This is a genomic window from Sandaracinaceae bacterium (assembly GCA_020633055.1).
Classification (GTDB): Bacteria; Myxococcota_A; Polyangia; order Polyangiales; family Houyiibacteriaceae; genus JADJJE01.
This window is the reverse complement of record JACKEJ010000005.1, coordinates 999,812-1,015,091: the sequence shown is the minus strand read 5'-3', so window position 1 is coordinate 1,015,091 and position 15,280 is coordinate 999,812. Positions and strand designations below refer to the sequence as shown.

Below are 15,280 nucleotides of genomic sequence, written 5' to 3'. Positions count from 1 at the left end.
CGCGGGCGCGACATCACGCGGCCATGGCCGCGTGTTCAGGGTGGCGTTCGGAACGCGCACGTGGGCCCCACGGCGCCACGGAGCCGGGTGTCCAGCGTGGCAACTGGTGCGTCCAGCTGCTCGGCCAGCGCGACGTACCATGCGTCGTAGCTGGTGAGGTTCGGCCGCAGCTCCCACGCTCGGGCTGCGACCGGTTCGTAGGGGAAGAGCTCCACCGGCAGCCGTAGCAGGTCGTCGTGTGCCAACGCGGCGATGTCGCCCGAGATCTGTCCCGCCCGCGCCATCCGTCGCAGGATGTTGGCCACCTCGACCGGGAGGAGGTGTGGGGCGGCCAGGTGGGCGTTCAGCAGCTCGGCCTCGGCCCACCGACCGTCTGGCCCACGGTCGACCAACGCGGCGACCACCACCGAGGCGTCCAGTACGCGAATCATCGGCGGTCTTCGTCGCGGTGCCGAAGGATCTCGGCGGAACCGATCGTGGTCCCGGTCGCCGCCTTGCGTGCGCGCATCTGCGCAACGAGGGTCTCGGCGGTCGGTCGATGCGCGATCTCGATCAAGGTCATCCGCAGGTGCTCCTGCAGCGAACGCCCGGCCCCGGCGGCACGTGCGGCCAGCTCGTCACGGACCTCGTCGGGGACATCTCGAATGGTGATGGAGACAGGCACACATGCATTATGCATGTGTTGCAGGCGTTGCGCAATGCGCGGTGGGTGAGTTCGTGCCATACGCGTTGGTTTTCGGCTTGCTCCAGCCTCCGTTGCGCCTCGACGAACCACGAACGCCGAACCTCAGTCCGTCGCCTTGGCGCGCAGCGTCGCCGCTCGCTCCGCGTGCCCGGCGTTGGCGTAGAAGCGCGCCGCCAGCGTCCATGCGCGCCGGGCACGGTCCATGTCGTTGCTCTGCGCGCACAGGTGGCCAGCGTGCTCGATGGCTTGGATGACCTCCAGCTCGAGCACGGCCTCGTCGTTGACACGCGCGCTGAGCCGGGCTTCGTGCTCGCTCCACGCGCCGCGGTCCTTGGCGATGACGGCGCATGGGAGGCTGAGCGCGTGTAGGGCTGACAGCGCGCCCACCTGGCCGAGGACGTCGGCCATGCGCCAGGCGACCTCGAGCTCGCGCAGCGCTTCGTCGTGTCTCCCGTGGCGTAACAACACGAGCGCCAGGCCCGCGACGATCATGGCCTCGAGGTGGGCGGCGCCGATGCGCTGGCTGATGCTGAGCGCGCGGCGGTAGAGGGTCTCGGCCTCCTGGTCGCGGCCGCCGCGGCGGTGGAGGTCGGCCAGGTTGTTGAGCGTCGAGGTGACGCCGAAGAGGTCGCCCACGCGCTCGAACAGCGCCAACGCCTCTTCCAGGTGGCCCGCGCTGCCGTGGATGTTCTCCGGGTCGGAGAAGCCCATGCCGCACAGGCTCGCCGCAGCGCCGTGCAGGTCGTCGTAGGCGCGGCAGGTCTCGAGCGCGGTCAGGTAGGCGCCGAAGGCCAGCTCGTGCTGCCCGCGCGAGATGGCGGCGAAGCCGAGGCCCCGCATGGCCCGCGCGGACTCGGCGCGCTGCCCCAGGAGGTCGAAGGTCTGCGCGGCCTGGAACAGCAGCGGCTCGGCCGCCTCCAGCTTGCCCAGCTGCACGTCCAGGTAGCCGCGCAGGTAGCGCGCCTGCGCCAGCTGCAGCGCGTGCTGCGCGGCGGTGGCCAGCTCGAGCCCCTCGTCGGCCAGGCGGGAGGCGCGCGTCAGGGCCCCCTGCTTCCACGCCAGCTCGGTGCGCAGCAGCAGGTTCTCCACCCACTCCACGTGCTCGGCCTCGGCCTCGATGTCCATCAGCGTGGCCGAGTGCAGGTCCAGGAGCTGCAGCGCGCGCTCTACCTCGCCGCGTCGTCGCCGCACCTCGGCCGCCTTGCGTAGCGGCGTGACCGCTTCGCGCAGGCGGTTGGCGGCGCGCAGGTGCAGCGCCAGGCGCTCGGCCACGTCCACCTCGCCGTCGTGCAGCTTGGGGCGCAGCACGTCGGCCACGGCGCCGTGCAGGTGCCGCCGCACGTCGCGCTCGTGGGCGCTGCGCTCGAGCGCCTCGCGCAGCATGCCGTGGACGAAGCACACCTTGGTCATGCCCACGTCGAGCGGGTCCTCCACCTCCATCAGCTGCGCGCGCAGCATGTCGGTGAGGAAGGTCTTGGGCACCGCCAGGCGCAGCACCAGGCACGCGCTGCGCCACTCGTCCACGGGCACCACGCGCCCGAAGGTGGCGGCCAACTCGAGCGCCACGCGCCCGTCCTCCACGCCCTCCACGGCGCGCTCCACGCGCTGCGACCACACGGCGAAGAGGTCGTCGGGCAGGTCGGCGCGTGCCCCCTCGCGCAGCACGAAGCCACGCTTGCTCAGCTCGAGCACGCCGCGCTGCACCCAGTCGCCGATGAGCTGTGTCGCGAAGAGCGGGTTGCCGGCCGTGCGCTGCGCGATGTTGGCCGCCAGGTCGCTCTCGAAGCGCAGCAGGTTGGTGACTAGCGTCTGGTGCTCGTGCGCGTCCAGCGGGCCCACGCGGATGACCTCCACGTCGTCGCGCCCCACCAGGTTGTCCAGCTGAACGCGCTCGGCGGGGCGCTCGGTGATGGCCTCCTCCTGCACGGTCAGCACGAACAGCACCGGCAGCGGCGAGGGCGCGTAGTCCAGCACGTACTCCACGAAGTAGAGCGTGAGCGCGTCCCACTGCACGTCGTCGAAGGCCACCACCAGCGGGCGCTCGGCGCTGGCACGCTGCAGCATGCGCATCAGCAGCGCGAAGCGCGCCGAGGGCTGCACCACGCGCGGGCTGGTCCGTTCACGCAGCGCGTCGGGTGGCACCGCCAACGCACACAACCCCTCCCACTCGCGCTCGTCGTCCACGCCCTGCGCCAGCAGCAACCGGCGGATGCGCGCGAGGGCCAGCTTGCGCTCGAGGCCACGCGTGTTGAGCCGCTGCTCGGCCATGCGCTGCAGGGCCTCGCCCGCGTTGTGGTCGGGCTCGTGCTTGGCGCGCAGCACCTCCCCGCTGCCTACCTCGTGCGCGCGCTCGCACAGCCACGTGGCCAGGCGCGTCTTGCCGAAGCCGCTCGGACCCTCCAGCACCAGCGACCGGGGCTTGCCCTCCCGTCGCACGCGCCGCAGCGCCTCCCACATCTGGTCGCGCGCGTGCTGGCGCCCCACCAGCGGCACCTCGCGCACGCCGAACAGGCCGAGACCCGCGCCCAGCAGCGTCACCGGCAGCGGCTCATGGGTGGTGGTCCAGTGCTCGGGCGTCGGCGGCGCCTCGCTGAGCTCCCAGGCGCCCTCGTCCGCGTCGAAGGGCACCACGTCGGTGATGACCGTGGGCAACGAGGGGCCGCTGGGCGCGCCGGGGGGCTCGAGGGGCGCTAGACGCAACTGGTCGCGCTGGGCTTGGTCCAGCGGGGGGCGCTCGCTGACCGTGCCCTGGTCCGTGTGGTACGACGCCGACGCGCTCGGGTCGCTGAGCGAGTCACCGGCTACGGTCATCGTCAGCGTCGCCGCGACCTCGACGCCGTCGGGGTCCCCAGCCTCCGCCGCTGCCCCTTCGCTCTCGGCCACGCGTACCGGCTCACGGCTCGCGATCGCCTGGAGCGCGAAGAGCGCGTCGGCCGCGCAGCGGTAGCGGGCCATGGGGTGCTTGGCCATCAACCGACGCACCCAGGCCTCGAAGCCCTCCGGCACGGGGAAGCGCGCCACGAGCGGTTGCGGCGTGGCGTGCAGGTGCGCCTGGGCCAGCTCGTTCTCGTTGCGCGCGTGGAAGGGGCGGTGTCCGGCCGTGAGCTGGTAGGCGAGGCAGCCGAGCGCGTAGAGGTCGGTCCAGGGGCCGAAGTCGCGGATGGCCCCCCGGAACTGCTCGGGAGCCATGTACGCGGGCGTCCCGGCCGCGTGCATGCGCCCGCCGGCGTCGTCCTGTGTGATGACGTGCGCGAGGCCGAAGTCGCTCAGCTTCAGGTCGGGCGGGTAGTTCGGGGCCCGCCGCACCCACAGCACGTTCGCGGGCTTGAGGTCACGGTGCACGATGCCGCGCGCGTGGGCGTGGGCGAGCGCCTCCAGCAGCCGCACGAGGGCGGCATGCGTGGCCTCCCAGCTGACGGTCGGATACGCGGAGGCGAGCGTGGCCTCGGCCAGCTCCATTACCAAGAACGGGCTGCCCGCCACCAGGCGCCCACGGGCCTCGTAGGCGGCCGCTGGCGTGATGATGCCGTGGTCGAGCACCGAGACGATGGCCTCGTGGTTGAGGCGCGCCACCGCGCGCACCTCACGACGGAAGGTGGCCAGGGATCGCGGCTCGCGAGCACGCTCGAGCGAGAGCACCTTCACGGCCACCGGCTGACCCCGCTGCAGGTGCACGCCGCGCCACACGGCACCCATCCCGCCCTGACCGATCTGGTCTTGCAGGTAGAACGCTCCCAGGCGCACGGGATGCCCCATGCGTCGACCGTATCACGGGGCCGCGGGCGTCTGTCTATGCGCTTCGAGCGCCGCGACCTCGCGGTCGATGGCACGCTGGACCATGCGCGGGAAGGGCCACATGAAGACGTAGGCGGGCCCCGTGAACTGCAGCCGGATGTGCGCGTGCAGGGCCGGGTCGCGCGCGCCCTCGATGCCATACACGTCTGCGTATGCGGCGAGGGTCTCGCGGTAGGCCTCCCACTCGATCAGCGCGCGGCCCAGCGCGAGCCCCACGGGGAAGAGAGGCAGCCCATAGATGAGCGTCATGCCCGGCACGGTGAAGCGCCGGAACTGGCGCAGGTGGACGGCCTCGTGGCGCAGCGTGATGTAGCGCGCCTCGTCGCTGCGCTCGGCCCACGCGCTGGGCAGATAGATGGTGCAGCCCAGCACCGTGGTGTAGGTGCTGACGTACGCGGCTTGGCCCCCGAAGGTGATCGCGCGCAGGAGGGCGTCGATGCGGCGTGACCAAGCGTGGTCCTGCTTGTGCACGATGCGTAGCCGCGGGAACTCGCGGCGCAGGTCGTCCAGGTAGGCGTCGGTGCGCGGGGTGGCGCGTGGTCCCTGGACCTGCGCTCCGGAACTGGCCGCGCCACTTTGCGCGCTCATCCAGCGCCTCCGCCCGCGGGCTTGGGCTTGGCCGCACCAGGCTTGCCCGCCCCGGGCTTGGGCATGCCCGGCTTGCCGGCCCCAGGCTTGCTGCTGGCCCCGTTGTCGAGCTCGACGATGAGCGCGAAGAGCATGGCGATGGGCGGCGCATACAGCAGCGGCAGCGAGGTCCACGGCGAGCTTGCGGGTGCGCCGAACACGTCGAACGCCATCTCGAACGTGAGGAAGCGCACCGCGACCCAGTAGACCGCGGCGCCCACGGCGAGGCCGAACACCCCCTTCAGCAGGCTCTCGATCCACGCCTCGTGCAGCCAGGGCGGGCGCCCGGCGAGGATGCCGGCGGTGGCCCCCACGCCCATGGCGATGAGGTAGCCCAGCAGCCCAGGGGTCACGCGCCAACCGAGCCCGAAGTGGAACAGCGAGCCCAGCAGGACGCCCAGCGTGAGGCCCTTCACCAACCCGATGAGTATCCGTTGCGACACGCCCGAGAGCGTAGCAGCCCCGCGCGGAACCGCTCGTGCCCGTTCAGGGCTCGGGCCGTCGCAGCCGTGGGCGCCCGCTCGCCGCTTGTTCTTCGGCGGGGTAGGGGCAGTGGCGACAGCCTGAGCCGCAGCACGTCCCGCGCGCTGCCAACGAGCCGGCCGTCATTACGAACAGCCCGCTGCGCGGATCCATGTAGCCGCGCTCGCCGCGTGCCTCGGCGGCGTCGTGCGCGTGCTGCGCCGCGTCTTCGATGGGTGGGTCGTAGCGGGGCACGTCAGCGTTGCTCGCGGCGGTAGCGGTCCGTCCAGCGGGGCAGGGCGGGGGCGCGGCTGACCAGCGGCTCGAGATCCTGTGAGCTGAGGGTGTGCAGGAACAGCAGCCGCTGCCCGCGGCGCTCGCCCTCTGCGTGCTGCAGCATCTGCGCGAAGGCCTTGGCCGTGTACGTGGGGTCCAGCTCCACGTCGTCCGCCAGCGCGAGCTCGGCCGCGCGCTGCGCCGCGTCGTCGGGTTTGCCGTAGCCCGCGCCGCGCTGCTCGTCGGTCACGTGCATGAGGTGCTTGGCGGCCTCGGCCACGCGCGGGAAGCGCGGGTCGCGTGTGTGGAGGTCGTGCACCACGCGCTCCACCAGCTGGTCGAGCATGACGCGCGGCGCCACCAAGCGCGGCGTGACCCGCACCGCCACCACCGGCACACGCAGCCCCGCGGCGGCGAGCCCCACGCAAAGACCCACGGCCGTGCCCCCGCTGCCGAGCGCGCAGTACACCGCGTGCGGCTCGGGCGTGAGCCCCGCGTCCACCTGCGCGGCCAGCTCGAGCCCCGCGTCCACGTAGCCCAGCGCACCCAGCGGCGAGGTGCCCCCGTGCGGGATGAAGTAGGGGCGCCGCCGCGAGAGCCGCAACCGAGCCAGCACACGCGCGACCTCGGCCGCCGCGAGCGCGGAGTGTCGCACAGGGTGGTGCGTGGCGGACGCGCCCAGGCCGGCGAGGATGTTGCGCTCGACGTGTGGAGTGAACGGCTGCGGCAGCAGCACCGCGTGTACCGCGAACCCGTTGCGCGCCCCGTGTACCGAAGTCGCGAGGACGTGGTGGGACCCGAAGGCGCCCACCGTGAGCAGCGTGTCCGCGCCAGCGCGCGTGGCGTCACCCAACAGGAACGAGAGCTTGCGCGCCTTGTTGCCGCCGTAGTGCGCGGCAGAGCGGTCGTCGCGCTTGATGTACAGCTCCGTGCTGGTCATGCGGCTGAGGCGTGCGAGCGGCTCCACCGAGGTGGGGAGCGGGCCCAGGAGGTCGGCGCGCAGCAGCGGGGCCAGGCCGGGGAAGCGGGTGCCAAGCGTGTCGGTCATCGTCGGGGCCAGGAGCGGGGGTTGGGGCTAGGGGGCCTTCGGCTTGTCGGTCTTGTCGGTCTTGTCGTGCTTGTCGGCCTTGTCCGACTTCTCGGCCTTGTCCAGCTTGGCGTGCTTGGTGGTGGGCACGCCAGCCGGGCTCTCTTCGAAGCCAGGGCTGGTCTCGCGCGTGCGCCGCGACCGCGCCTGGAGCGCTGCGAGCTGGGCCTCCGCGCGCTCCAGCAGCTGACCCTGGAACGACGAAGCGAAGCTGGCGGAGAGCAGGCGGCCGCGCACTTGCCAGAGGTCCGGGTCCACCGGGTCGCGCAGCACCTGCGGCTCGCTCTCGGGCGTGGTCCAGGGAGAGGCCAAGACGGCATCCCGCAGCGCGCGTCGGATGTCCGCGGCGTCTGCGCCGCCGAGCCGCACCACCACCTCCTGCACGCGCTCGCCTTCTTCGTCGCTCACCACGGGGGCCTGCATGAGCAGCCGGTTGGGCACCGCCACACGGTGGCCCTTGCTGTCCCGCAGCCAGCTCGAGCGCAGGCCCACGCGCTCCACCGCGCCAGAGAAGCTGTCGGACCGAATCCAGATGCCGCGCCGGATGCGCCGCTCGAAGACGATCACCACGCCCGCGATGAGGTCGGGCATGACGTCGCGCATGGACCAGCCCAGCGCGGCGCCGCTGGCGATGAGGATGAAGTACACGACCCAGCGGATGTTGGCGGGCACCACTTGGATGACCAGCGCCAGCGCGATGAGCAGGGCCAGCAGGCGCACCACCACCTGCGTGACGGCCAGGAGGGTGGGCAACAGGCCGTCACGCAGCAGCCGCCCGCGCAGGCGCTCGATGAAGGTCGAAAACAGCGCCAGCAGAGCGAGCAGACCCAGCAGGCCGATGGGCTTGATGCCGCCCGTCGGGATGCCGGGGATCACCTCGCGCAGCCCGGCCCACGGGTCGATCGACTCGGACGCCTGCACGAAGGGCATGGGCACCTGCACCACTGTCGTGGTGGGGGCCGCGCCGCCCGCCTCGGGGGGGGCCGTGGTCTCGACGGGGGCCGTCGCTGGCCCCGCGTCGGGCTCGAGCGGCTCCGCGACCTCTTCGGCGACACTCGCGTCCACGAACGGCACGCCTGCGTCCAGCGCCGCGTCCTCCGGTGGCACACCCGCATCCGCGACGTCGTTCGTCGGCGGCGCGACCGCGTCCCCCGAGTTGGCTTCCGCCGTGGGCCCTGCGCTCGGGGCCCCCACACTGGGCGTGCCGGTGCCGCCTGCGTTGGCCGCGCCAGAAGCCTCATGGACGCTTCCCGGCTCCGGCGCGCCGCCCGCGCCCGGTGGCGCCGCGCCGCTCTCGCCTTCCCCGTCGGCTCCCGAACCTCTGCCCTCCGGTGAAGAGGTCTCCGCGCCGCCGTTGCCCGAGGTCCCGGCCCCCGCTGCGCTCGCGGTACCGCTGCGAGGCGCGCCCGCCTGCCCATCACCCACGGGGGCCGTGCCATCGCGTGGTGCGCTCGTCTCCGCGGAACCAGCGCCCGCAGAGCCAGCCCCCGACGTGCTGCCTTGGCCGCCCCCGCTCCCCTCGCGTGGCGCGTCTGCGCGATCGTCGCTCGAAGGGCGGGAGGTCCCGGGCTCGCCGCCGCTGGATCCGCCCGCGTTCGCCGCGCCACCTTCGGACGTCGGTGGCGTCGCTACCCCCGCGTCCGCGCGCGCGGACGGTCGACGCCGCGCAGGCGTGCGAGCCGGGGCGCGCGCCGGGGCCTCGGTCGCCCCGCCCCCGTTCTCCGGTGCAGCCGGCGCGGGGGTCTGCGCATTGCTCGCAACGGGGGCCACCGTCCACGCCACCAGGAGCAGGAGCAGCGGAGCGCCCCGCGGAGTGAGCCGCCTGAATGCACACGCTGCACCGCGCATGGATGTGCGCCCGCGCTTCATCGGACCCACCCCTTCTCGATGAGCACACGCGCCAGCGCGCCGCGTAGGTGGACCTCTACGCGGTACACCTGCCCGTCCTGCTCCTCCAACAGCCCCAGGTGCGCCAGCCGCGCCAGCTCAGCGTGCGCGGCGCCCTGGTCCACGCGGAACAGGTGCGCCAGCACACGCGGGTGCATCCAGCCCTGCCTGTGGATCTGGTAGAGCGTAATCAGGACGTCGTCGGCGAGTCGCGACAGGGCCGCGTAGGCGGAGGGGGGCACGCGCCCGACGCGCACCAGCTCGTCGTTCTGCACGCCGCGGATGGACGCCAGCCACAGCCGCAGCGCATCGCGCACCAGTCCGCCGCTGGCCGCGTGCAGCTCTTGAAAGTAGTGGTCCATCGGTCCACGCAGGCGACTGGCCGAGCGTGCCAGCCACTCTTCGATGCGGGAGTCGCCTTCGACGCGCTCGAACGACGTGCCGAGCCCGCTGTGGCTCGAGCGGTCCATGACGGCGCCGCGCAGCGCTTCGGGTGAGAGGGGCTCGAGGCGGATGCGGTCGGGGAACGCGTCGGCCAGCGGCGCGACGCTGCTCGCGTAGCGGAAGAACACCTCGTCGGCGTGGAGCAGCCACGCGTGCCGTCCGCCATCGGCGATGACGATGTCCGCGAAGCGACGCAGCGGTTCGAAGCCGCCGGGCTCTGCGCTGAGCAACCAGTGCACGCCGTCGACCACGACCAGCTGCCCCTCGGAGCCGGCGCGCACGACCTCCTCGAACACGCTCGCGTCCGAGGGGGCGCTCAGCGTCACGCGGCGAACCTGCTTGAAGCGCCCGGTGCGCACGATGGCGTTGGACACGGCGGCCTTGCCGACCCCGTCGATACCGACCAGCGCCACGCTGCGCATGCGCCCCTTCACGCGGCGCGAGAGGATCTCCTGCGCGTGGTGGATCTCGCGCTCCCGGCCCAAGAGGACGTCGCCAGCCTCCATGGTGTCCGCCGAGAAAAGGCGCCGGTAGATGACCGGCAGGTCGGCGCGAGGCGCCGGCGCGGCAAACGACTTGGGGTCCAGCGCGGTGGACCGGACCACCCCGCGCAGACCCAGCGTCTCGCGCCACCGCTCGAAGCGCTCCTCCCCAGCGACCACGCGCACCGAGCGAGAGAACTGCCGGCGCAGGCGCTGGAGCGCCCCAGGGAGCTGCTCCGCGCGGTGGCGGAGCTTGCGGCTCTCGGTCTCCCGCCGGAATTCGCGCAGGCGCGCTCGGGAGAACTCACCGTCGGCCAGCAGGCTGCGGAGCTCGCGCAGCTCTTGCTTCACGGCGTCTCGCAGGCGCGCGCCGAACTCCGCGGGCCACTCGGCCGAGCGCTGCACGAAGTCGTCGATGATGGACTTGTGGCGCTCGAGCGGGCCGCCGATCATCTCCGCCAGCAGCTCGCGCACCTCGCGTGGGATCTTCTCGTCGGCGACGACGTCGAGCTCGCTGGTGGCCAGCTCGGTGTTGAACGCCAGCTTGCGCTCCAGGTCCTGCAGCGCGGCCAGCAGTGGCTGCACCTGGCGCGCGATCTCGTGCGTGGTGGCGCGCAGCTCGGGCCCGATGTGCGCGTCGATGCGCGCCTGGACGATGTCGCGGAACGCCACCTCCACAGGCTCGAGCGCGGCCGGTAGCTTCCACTCGCCCGTGCCCACGTGCCCCTCGAGCACGTCGTACCGATTGGTGAGCGCGCTCGCCGAGACCGTCAGGGCGTCCAGCAGGGGGGCCACCTTCGATTCGTCACGCAGCTCGTCGTGCAGCTGCAGCACCACGCGGCTGGCCTCCGCGGCGGTGCGCTCGGTGTCTTCGGTCAGCAGGCGAACCTGCGCAGCCAGGCTCTCCCCCGCCTGCTCGGTGGCGAGCGCGTGGTGGAAGCTGTGGATGGCGTCCGCCATGGACTGCTGCACGCGCTCCACCTTCTGGTGCACGCGGCGCTGCAGCTCACCCTCGAGGCGCTGGCTGTGGTCCAGCATCACGTCCTTCACGCGGGCCTCGAGCCCCACCAGCTCCAGCTCCATCGCGAGCATGCCGTAGGTGGCGGAGCTCGCGCGGCGGTGCGCCACGATGTCGGCGCTGAGCATCTCGATGGCGCGCAGCCGGCGCGCGAACACGCGGCTGCTGCGGCGCTTGCGCGCCGGTAGGTGGTAGGTGCCATAGATGGCGGTGTCGCGCTTCAAGGCCTTCAGCCCGTTGGCCAGCGCCGTGGCGGTGCGCAGCGTGCCGTCTTGCGCGATGCGGCGCACCTCCTCGAGCCCGATGGCGAGCTCTTCCTCGATGTCCGCGCGCAGCAGCTTCAGGCGCGCCTCCACGTCGATGGCCGGGGGCGGTGGGCTGGACGAGAGCCGCGTCAGCTCGCTGCTCGGAGGGCCGCCGATACCGAGCAGGGGGATCCCCTCCGCGGGCGTGCCCTCGGGGAGCACGGGGGTGGTCTCGGCGTCGGTGGCGGGGGACGCGGAGGCGCTCTCGGAGGCTCGTCGCGCGCTGCGCGCCCTCTGGGCCTCGAGCAGCTGCACTTCTTGATCCAGCTGCGTCGCCAGCTGATCGTAGCCCCGCACGATGGCGTCGAAGATGCTGCGGGTGCGGTTGGCGAGGTGGCGGTCCCCTTGCACGAAGAGCGCGATGAGCGCTTGGAGCTTGTCGGGCGCCGTGCCGCTCAAGTGAAAGCGTCCCAGGTCGCGCAGCGCGAGCTCGCGCTTTGGCTCGGGCTGGCCAAGCACGCGCAGCGCAGCGCGACGTGTCACGAGCAGACCCCGCTGCGCGGACTGGAACAGCGTCTCGTCGCTACGCCCAGTGAAGCTCTGCGGGTCGTACGGGACCGTCAGCGTCTGTGGCAGCGCCGCCACGATGGTGTCGAGCGCCTCGACGATGTCCTCGGGCTGCCAGGTGACCTGAGTGATGCGTGCGCCGCGGCCCAACACGATGCCACGCCAGCGCTCGGCCAGCTCTGCCTGCTCACTGCGCAGCGCAGCGGCTGCCTCGGCGGGGTTCTCGCTCTTGCTCGTGCGCGCGCGCACCGTCATGCGCCGGTGGTGCCGGAGGAACTCTCGCCGCAGGGCGCGCAGGTACGCCTCTCCGTCCGCGCGCCACTCGCGCAGCGGACCAGACGAGACGTCGCGCACGATCGCGTGCAGGTCCAGCTCGAGGTCCCGTACGCGCTGATCCAGCGACGCCGAGCCCGAGTGGAGTGACTTGCCCCATGGGTTCTTGCGTTCCTGCTCGGGCCACGTTCGGAGCGCGTCGTCGTCGGGGGGGGCGTCACTACCGATGGGCGCGGGATGCACGCTGCTCGATGGCGGAGGTGGCACGCTGAGGTGCGGGATGTCGTCGCTCTCCTCCGTGGGGGCAGCGCGCCCCTCCCCCGCGAGGCTGATGGCCACTTTGAACAGGACGGGCCCCAGCACTTCGTTCACCGCGATGCCGCCCATGACCATCGTGCCGAGCGCCACGCCAATGTCGCCGTGCAGGCCCCCCAGCTGGTTGGCCAACGTCAGTGACACGCCCGCTTGGGCCAGGAAGCCGAGCCAGCCGTACCGCATGGTGGCGGGATCCGCGCGCCCGATACCACCCCCGAACCGAACGCCCAAGTACATGGCGATGGCGCGCAGCACGACCAGCGACAGCGCGAAGGTGAGCGTCGCGAGCAGCTGGTCGAGGTGCAGCCCCGCGCCTGCGAGGGTGAAGTAGACCACGTACGTGGGCAGCGCGAGCTGCTCCACCTTCTCGATCAGCTGCTCTCCGGCCTTGCTGAAGTTGCCGATGATGAAGCCCATCATCAGGAACATCAGCATCTTGTCCGCGTGAAGCTGCTCGGCGACGAAGGTGGCCGTGTAGACCAGGCCGACGATGAAGAGCAGCAGCTCCTTGCCGAGCACGCGTAGGTAGAACAGCGATCCCACGCCGAGCACGATGCCGAGCCCCACGCCGCCGCCGACGTGCTGCACCAAGAACGGCCCGATGTCCTCCACTTCGGCGCCCAGCATGGTGGCCGCCACGTATTTACCCACGACGAACGTGACGATGACCACCACGTCCTTGAGGACGACGGAGCTGAGCACGGTACGGCTCATCAGGCCCGAGGCCCCGGTCTCGTTGATGACGGCCAAGGTCGCCGACGGCGACGTGGCGAACGAGATGGCGCTGACGAGGATGCCGAAGCCGATCGCCGCGGCCGGCGTGGGGACCGTCAGCCCGGGGAGCGCGATGGAGGGGAACACACCGCTGATGGCGACCACGAAGCCCGTGATGACCAACATCACGAGCACGTACTGCCCGAGCATGATGCCCACGATGGCGCGCAGCCCCTCGCGCAAGGCGTTCAGCTTGAGCTCGCCGCCCGCGCTGATGGCGATGAGGGCGACCGCCAGCGTGTCGAAGAGCTTCAGCTGGTGGACGACGTTCTCGTTGAGCACGCCACGATCGAACGGTGGCCAGGGCGCGCCGAAGCCCAGCAGCGACGCGAGCGCGGGCAACAGCGAGTGCGCGATGGACGGCCCGAAGAACAGGCCCGCCAGCAAGTATCCGGTGATGTGCGGCAGGCGCACCACCTCGGCCAGCGCGCCGATGGTGTAGCTGCCCAGCACCACGAACCCGAGGGCCAACATGGCCGTGGGGTCGAGGTCGCCGAACATCGCGCTGCCCGCCCACTGGTGCAGGTAGACCAGCACCACGACGAGCGCGACGACGATCAGCAGCTGCCGTAGTGAGCGTCCTTCGTGCCGGCGCGGGGCCGCGTGTGTGCCGTGACCGCTCATGTCAACGCTTCCAGAACCCTGGCACGAACAGCGCGAAGATGGTGAAGAACTCGAGGCGGCCGAGCAGCATGCTCAAGCAGAAGACCACCTTGGTGACGGGCTGGTAGTGGGCGAAGTTGTCCGAGTGCACGATGGCGGCGTTGTCCGCCCCCGCCGCCCAGGGCAGGTCGTGGAAGGGGCTGGGGCCCATGTTGCTGAGCGTGGTGAGCATCGCTCCGAAGCTGGTGGGCACGGGGCAGTGCTCGATCCAACACACCACGAAGGCGCCGCCGGCCATGCACCCCATGTAGATCAAGAAGAAGGCTGCGACGTCGGCCAGGATCTCGCTCTGCACCACGGCGCGACCCATGCGCACGTTGAGCACGGAGCTGGGGCGGAAGCTCTTCTTCACCTGCGCTACGGACTGCTTGAACAACAGCACCACGCGCTCGACCTTGATGCCCCCGGCCGTGGACCCGCTGCAGCCGCCGATGAACATGATGAACACCATCAGGCCGAACGCAGGGGAGGTGTAGACGGTGTAGTTGTCCGTGCCGAAGCCCGTGGACGAGACGGTGGTGCCCACAAGGAACAGCGAGCGGCGGAACGCCAGCTCGAGGTCCGCGTGCACGCCACTGCTGCGCAACATGGCGGTCAGCGCCAGCGTGGCGCCGACCACCATCACCAAGAACACCTTGAACTCCACGTTGTGGAGCAGGCGCTTGGGGGAGCGCTCGCGCAGCAGCGCGTAGTACAGCGCGTAGTTCACGCTGGCGATGACCATGAAGATGCCCACCACGTACTCGGCCGCCGGGTTCTGGAAGCCCCCCATCGAGCTGTCGAGGGTCGAGAAGCCCCCCGTGCTCATCGTGGTGAGCGCGTGGCACAGGCCGTCGAACGTGCTCATGCCCGTGATGCGCAACGCGACCCACAGGATCACGGTGAGCGCCGCGTAGAGCTTCCACAGCGCGACGGAGGTCTCTGCGATGCGTGGGCGCAGACCCTCCGACGTGGCGCCCGGGACCTCGCCGCGGAACATGTGCTTGCCGCCCACGCCGACGTTCGGGAAGACCGCCACGAACAACACGACGATGCCCATGCCGCCCAGCCACTGGATCACGGAGCGCCACAGGAGGAGCGGGCGCGAGAGGCGCGTCTCGATGTCGGTGATGACCGTGGCGCCGGTGGTGGTGAGCCCGCTCACCGCCTCGAAGAACGAGTCGGTCGCGCTCATGCGCGCGCCGTAAAGGAACGGCAGTCCGCCCACCAGGCTGGCGGCGACCCAGATCAGGCATACCGCCAGGATGGCCTCACGGCGCGAGAAGTTGGTGCGCTTCCGGACCTCGCCGATCCATACCATCACGGCGCCCAGCACCAGCGCCGTGCCGCCAGCCAGGCCCAGCGCCACATAGCCCTGCGTGGCGCTCGGCAGGTCGGGGTCGGGGTCCGCCAACTCGAAGAAGAACGCCAGCACCAGGCACAGCCAGATGCAAGCGCCGAGGCCGATCACCACCGCACCGGCCGGTCGGAACACGGCGCGGTAGTCGCGCTCGTTGTGACGCGCCACGAGGCCGTAGACCAGCGAGGCTGTGCCGACGAGCAAGAGCGTGCTCTCGCTCCGAGCCAGCGGCAGCCCGTCGAACAGGCCTGCCAGGACGGCGTAGCCGAGCACGAACGCGCCCACGAACAGCGCGAGGGCGCCGCTCTGACGGAGACGTCGCAGGTTCACGGGGCGCTCGC

General features: G+C 71.6%; 10 protein-coding genes. All 10 read right to left on the bottom strand.

Features of this window, described 5'->3' with window-relative positions:
* Positions 1–35 precede the first annotated feature (35 nt).
* Complete coding sequence (locus H6726_09165) at positions 36–431, bottom strand: type II toxin-antitoxin system VapC family toxin (GenBank protein ID MCB9657801.1); 396 nt, start codon at positions 429–431, stop codon at positions 36–38.
* Positions 428–664, bottom strand: coding sequence for a hypothetical protein (locus tag H6726_09160; GenBank protein MCB9657800.1), 237 nt, complete (start codon positions 662–664; stop codon positions 428–430). The genes H6726_09165 and H6726_09160 overlap by 4 nt, the downstream gene beginning before the upstream one ends.
* A 123-nt stretch (positions 665–787) precedes the next feature.
* A complete protein-coding gene (locus H6726_09155; GenBank protein ID MCB9657799.1) occupies positions 788–4,441 on the bottom strand; it encodes a protein kinase in 3,654 nt (1,217 codons plus the stop codon).
* Positions 4,442–4,453: 12 nt separating this feature from the next.
* Entirely contained in the window at positions 4,454–5,068 is a 615-nt protein-coding gene (locus H6726_09150) for a hypothetical protein (GenBank protein MCB9657798.1), read from the bottom strand.
* Complete coding sequence (locus tag H6726_09145) at positions 5,065–5,550, bottom strand: hypothetical protein (protein MCB9657797.1); 486 nt, start codon at positions 5,548–5,550, stop codon at positions 5,065–5,067. Before H6726_09145 ends, H6726_09150 begins: the two co-directional genes overlap by 4 nt.
* A gap of 43 nt (positions 5,551–5,593) precedes the next feature.
* Positions 5,594–5,743 (bottom strand): hypothetical protein, encoded by a 150-nt coding sequence (locus tag H6726_09140; GenBank protein ID MCB9657796.1) that lies wholly within the window; start codon positions 5,741–5,743, stop codon positions 5,594–5,596.
* An 82-nt stretch (positions 5,744–5,825) separates the two neighbouring features.
* A complete protein-coding gene (locus H6726_09135) occupies positions 5,826–6,893 on the bottom strand; it encodes a pyridoxal-phosphate dependent enzyme (protein MCB9657795.1) in 1,068 nt (355 codons plus the stop codon).
* A 27-nt stretch (positions 6,894–6,920) separates the two neighbouring features.
* Positions 6,921–8,357 carry a mechanosensitive ion channel gene (locus H6726_09130; GenBank protein MCB9657794.1) on the bottom strand — a complete coding sequence of 479 codons (1,437 nt, stop codon included), beginning with the start codon at positions 8,355–8,357 and terminating at the stop codon, positions 6,921–6,923.
* 440 nt (positions 8,358–8,797) lie between these two features.
* Complete coding sequence (locus H6726_09125) at positions 8,798–13,561, bottom strand: cation:proton antiporter (GenBank protein ID MCB9657793.1); 4,764 nt, start codon at positions 13,559–13,561, stop codon at positions 8,798–8,800.
* Between the two features lies 1 nt (position 13,562).
* The gene (locus tag H6726_09120) at positions 13,563–15,269 is read right to left on the bottom strand and encodes a hypothetical protein (GenBank protein MCB9657792.1); all 1,707 of its coding nucleotides are present in this window, start codon (positions 15,267–15,269) and stop codon (positions 13,563–13,565) included.
* Between the last annotated feature and the right edge of the window lie 11 nt (positions 15,270–15,280).